The organism is Yoonia sp., assembly GCF_036007805.1.
GTDB lineage: Bacteria > Pseudomonadota > Alphaproteobacteria > Rhodobacterales > Rhodobacteraceae > Yoonia.
On the sequence record NZ_DASYOK010000373.1, the window covers coordinates 1 to 1,768 of the forward strand.

Annotated in this window: 2 protein-coding genes and 1 pseudogene; 1 reads left to right on the top strand and 2 read right to left on the bottom strand. The window is 55.4% G+C overall.

From position 1 onward, the window contains the following. Positions 1-175 precede the first annotated feature (175 nt). The gene (locus tag VGP75_RS19640; protein WP_327545259.1) at positions 176-412 is read right to left on the bottom strand and encodes a hypothetical protein; all 237 of its coding nucleotides are present in this window, start codon (positions 410-412) and stop codon (positions 176-178) included. A 192-nt stretch (positions 413-604) separates the two neighbouring features. Here VGP75_RS19640 and VGP75_RS19645 point away from each other — a divergent pair. After that, positions 605-1,362: pseudogene (locus VGP75_RS19645) on the top strand (IS5 family transposase). Positions 1,363-1,434: 72 nt separating this feature from the next. Here VGP75_RS19645 and VGP75_RS19650 read toward each other — a convergent pair. Further along, positions 1,435-1,768 (bottom strand): alpha-hydroxy acid oxidase (locus VGP75_RS19650; RefSeq protein WP_327545261.1); only part of this gene is annotated, 334 nt, incomplete at its 5' end.

The window sequence follows — 1,768 nt, forward strand, 5'->3', positions numbered from 1 at the left end:
AAGAAACCCAAGCCTAAATTCCAAAGGCCACTGTCTCAAAGTCGTTGACACGTTCCGTCACGTTCATTGCTTTGGCTCATCAGCCGGATTCAAGCGAAGGCGATTATTCTGTGATCACTTGGCTTACTCGCCCGCTGATACGAACTACTCTATTGTCTGACGTTGACTCAGGTTCCTAATTTAGCGCAATTGGCATGAGAGTGTCGCTGCTGTCGTTACCAACCGAGGCTGCGATCAGCAGTGCGGCCACAACACCGACCACGATATATGCAGGGTCGATGGATGGTGTAGCAGCAACGATTTCGTCTTCGACCAAGGGTGTCTCGTTGATGGCAGGGGAAAGCCCGCCAGCGAAAGCTGTAGTGGCGGTGAGCGCCAGTACGGCGGCGATAGGGGTGGTTTTGATAGGCATCATATGCTCCTCGTTACATTGTTCCTATAGGCGCGCGCGGGATACCCCCAAGCCACGCACCAGCGGTGAGGCGTCCTAAAGCTTAAGAAAAAGGCAACAGTTGGGCAGATGTATGCGGTGCTAGGGCCTGTGGACATTCAGGATTCCCATTTTGCCTGACTTCTGATTCAAGTTTCCAAAATGGAGGTTTGAATGAACGAGCAGCGGTTTGTGGTGTCGGACGTTTTGTGGCAGCGGCTTGAGCCGCATCTTCCGGGTAAGGTCAGCGATGCCGGAGCCACGGCAAAGGACAATCGCCTATTTCTGGAAGCGGTCTTTTGGCGGGTGCGCACCGGGTCGCCATGGCGCGACCTGCCGCCTGGGTTTGGCCATTGGAACAGCCAGTTCCGGCGGTTTCGCCGGTGGGCCAAGTCCGGCGTATTCGAGAGTCTTTTCAACGCCATGAGCGGTGACCGCGACCTTGAGTATGCACTTATCGACGGCACCATCGTTCAGGTCCACCAGAAGGCGACCGGCTCAAAAGGGGGACTCAAGCTCAGGCCATAGGGCGCTCGCGCGGCGGGCTGACGACGAAAATTGTAGCGTTGGTGGATGCGCTCGGCAATCTGGTGAGCTTCCTGCTGCTGCCGGGACAAGCGCATGATATGAAAGGTGTCGCGCCGTTGATCAGCGGCGTTTCTTTTGACGCGCTGCTCGCGGACAAGGCGTTTGACGCGGACTGGCTGTTACAAGACCTCGACCAGCGCGGTGCAACCGCTGTGATCCCGCCCAAAGCCAACCGTAAAATCCAGCGCGATTATGACGCGGAGGTCTACAAGTGGCGGCATCTGGTGGAAAATTACTTCGCAAAGATCAAAGAGTTCAGAGGGATAGCAACAAGATACGACAAAACAGATTGTAGTTACGCAGCGTGTTGGAACCTTGTAGCAGCACTCATAGCCTCAAGATGATTGTCCACAGGCCCTAACAAAAAGAAGTAATTTTTAGAAAAAAGTTTGGTTTGTGAGCCGGAGAATGATTGATCAGCTCCAGCGCCCTTCGAAATCTTCGGGAACCAGCAGAATATCCCGGTCCAAGGTCTTGACGTCCCGCCGCCCGCAAAGCGCCATTGTCGTATCCAGTTCCTTGTGGATCACCTCCAGCGCAGTGGTCACGCCTTTTTCGCCCATCGCACCCAGACCATTTACAAAGGCGCGCCCGATGTATGTGCCCTTTGCCCCCATCGCGAGAGCCTTGAGCACGTCCTGACCGGACCGGATGCCGCTATCAAGGTGGACTTCCACCTTGTCGCCGACAGCATCCATGATCGCTGGCAATGCGCGGATCGACGATAATGCGCCATCCAGTTGTCGCCCG

What these genes read in the sequence shown, in the direction of transcription:
- VGP75_RS19640 (WP_327545259.1), bottom strand. Translation starts at nt 412, where the DNA reads ATGCCTATCAAAACCACCCCTATCGCCGCCGTACTGGCGCTCACCGCC.